This window comes from Kamptonema sp. UHCC 0994, from assembly GCF_029167235.1.
In the GTDB taxonomy this organism is placed as follows: domain Bacteria; phylum Cyanobacteriota; class Cyanobacteriia; order Cyanobacteriales; family Microcoleaceae; genus Kamptonema.
Map to the genome: position 1 here is coordinate 1 of NZ_JARFTR010000014.1, position 2,190 is coordinate 2,190.

General features: G+C 46.0%; 4 protein-coding genes. 1 reads left to right on the forward strand and 3 read right to left on the reverse strand.

Translation table 11 applies throughout. From position 1 onward, the window contains the following. From PY364_RS01195 to PY364_RS01205, 3 genes are all read right to left on the reverse strand, one after another. Window positions 1–211: hypothetical protein (locus tag PY364_RS01195; RefSeq protein WP_275519721.1), on the reverse strand; the 211-nt coding region annotated here is incomplete at its 3' end. A gap of 2 nt (window positions 212–213) precedes the next feature. Then, complete coding sequence (locus tag PY364_RS01200; protein WP_275519723.1) at window positions 214–429, reverse strand: hypothetical protein; 216 nt, start codon at window positions 427–429, stop codon at window positions 214–216. 141 nt (window positions 430–570) lie between these two features. Further along, complete coding sequence (locus PY364_RS01205) at window positions 571–1,608, reverse strand: hypothetical protein (RefSeq protein ID WP_275519725.1); 1,038 nt, start codon at window positions 1,606–1,608, stop codon at window positions 571–573. Window positions 1,609–1,802: 194 nt separating this feature from the next. Between PY364_RS01205 and PY364_RS01210 the strand changes: the two genes are divergently transcribed. Beyond that, on the forward strand, window positions 1,803–2,093 hold the full coding sequence (locus PY364_RS01210) for a helix-turn-helix transcriptional regulator (RefSeq protein ID WP_275519727.1): 291 nt from the start codon (window positions 1,803–1,805) through the stop codon (window positions 2,091–2,093). Window positions 2,094–2,190: the final 97 nt, after the last annotated feature.

Below are 2,190 nucleotides of genomic sequence, written 5' to 3' on the forward strand. Positions count from 1 at the left end.
TTTTATACAGTTTGTGATATCGCATCCGGTCTAAGAAGTAGCCGATACGGATGTAACTGAGAAATCCTGATTGAATTTCTGTGTCTACGTTTTTGTAGGCGACATAGGGCCATTCCCACTCAGTTTCCACTAAGGCTAAATCTTCTAAGATTTTCCGTAAAGGGCTTGATTCGTTTACGGAGTCGGGGTTGATGTAAAGTGCAGGATTCATTTCTATTTCTCGTTAGCAACAATTTCGATTTGGCAGAGGTTAAGGTCGCAGGTGTCTTTGAGGTCATCAAGGATTTGGTAAAGCTTTTGTAAGGCGTGATAGTTACCAGCACAGTTAATAATCAAGTCGCTGGCAATTGATTCCAAGCTGTTGATTTCTTGGTTAACGGCTTCGGTAATGGGTGGGATGTGTCCGAGTTGGTAGGTGTAAATTATCATCTTTGTTAGTTGTTAGTTGTTAACTGTTAACTGTTAACTGTTAACTGTTAACTGTTAACTGTTAACTGTTAACTGTTAGGGAGAAAGCGATCGCCTCTAGCTAGACGATCGCACATCAACTGATTGGGAGAAATTCAATGTCTATCGGAAACGTGGCGGTGGTTCACGCGCCACAGCTTCAGGGATGTTCAAGCTCAGTTGACCGGGACTAGGTTGGGCAAAATACCAACTGTCGATAAATTCTTGAGCTAGAGCAATTTGCCCGTCTGGGCCATCAAGGTCTAATTCACACTCGCAGTGATAGAGGCGATGCCTTTGGCTGGCTTCGCCTACGCTGCTTGGAGGTGTGGCGTAAATTTCGTAGCCTTCATCAATTAGCAGTTCCCATGACCGATATTTGGCTTTGAAATAACCAGGTTCTATTAATACCCACCAGTCTTCCCCGTCGTCGTCATCTTCTTCGCACTTAATGGCTTCTGGCAGAATTGGCTCTTCCCACCATTGAGGTAGTTTCTCCAGTTTGCTAAAGTCTCGCGGTATTCGTAAAAGTTCCAGCACTTCCGAACTGTCGATGCCTTCGGCGGGCGTAGCGATCGCATTCTCCACACCCTCAACTTCCACCGGTGGAACTTCCCCCGGTGCGATCGCATCCTCCACATCTTCAACTTCCAGCGGTGGAATTTCCATCACTTCTGACTCAGTGTCTTCACCTTCTGATTCTGAACAGTCTGAACAGTCGCAATAATCGTCACAGTCAATGCAGGGATCGTTGTCACAGCATTCAGTAGCCATCGCATACAATTCTTGTTCATACTCAATCTCTGATTCCTCAGTGGGAGTATGTCCCCATCCCTCATGACCGCAGTTGCGACAGTAAAAATAATGTTCTTTGGGGTTGTGGTAGTGGAAGCGTCGGATGTCCTGACTTCCACATTGAGAGCAATTTTCAGGATGTTCTGTCACTTCTTCAACTTGCGCCGGGGGAACTTCTGTTGCTTCTGGCAGTTTTTCCTCTGGTTCCATCACCAAAACTAAGTTTTTAGGTAAGAAACTGCGGGCGCGATCGCCACTGATTCCCACTCGACCGCTGGCATAAAACTGGGTGATGTGACCGATCGCTTGCTCTGGATAATGCTTGTGCGCTACCAAGTCGCCAAGGGAAAACTGATTTTCAACCATAAAAGTCTCCTGCAAAGTTCCAACGAACTCTACCTATCAGTGAATTTACCTATGAGAGACTGCAACTAAGGCGCTTTACAAGTCACGTCATGCTCATGTCCGGCTCGTTGAGCTGCCTTTTGTGCGTCTATACTTCCATAATTTACTATGGACATTCCTTGATGTCAATAGTTTAATATGGATTCAATGATAAAATGAATCCAGAAACGGTCGATAACCCAGAACCCACACCTACCTTGAAAAATTTAGTTGAGGCTGCCGGAAAGACTCAGCGCCAGTTAAGCAAAGACACTGGGATTCCTGAAGTCACTATCAATACTTGGGTTGCTCGTAAGACAGTACCCCGTCTTGATAATGCAATCGTGGTGTGTCGTGAGTTAAATATCTCGTTGAAAGTTTTTGCTAAATCTATGGGGCTTAACGTTGAAGGTTTGCCTGACGATCAACCGCCTAGACGAACTGGCAACTCACCACCGGGGGAATAAATCTCTACCCGTCCACTGGACACTGGAGCCAAGTCCAGTGGAAACCAAACCGATACTACAAAATGCAGCTTCCTGGCGTTGTGCAGCGGGAAGCTGC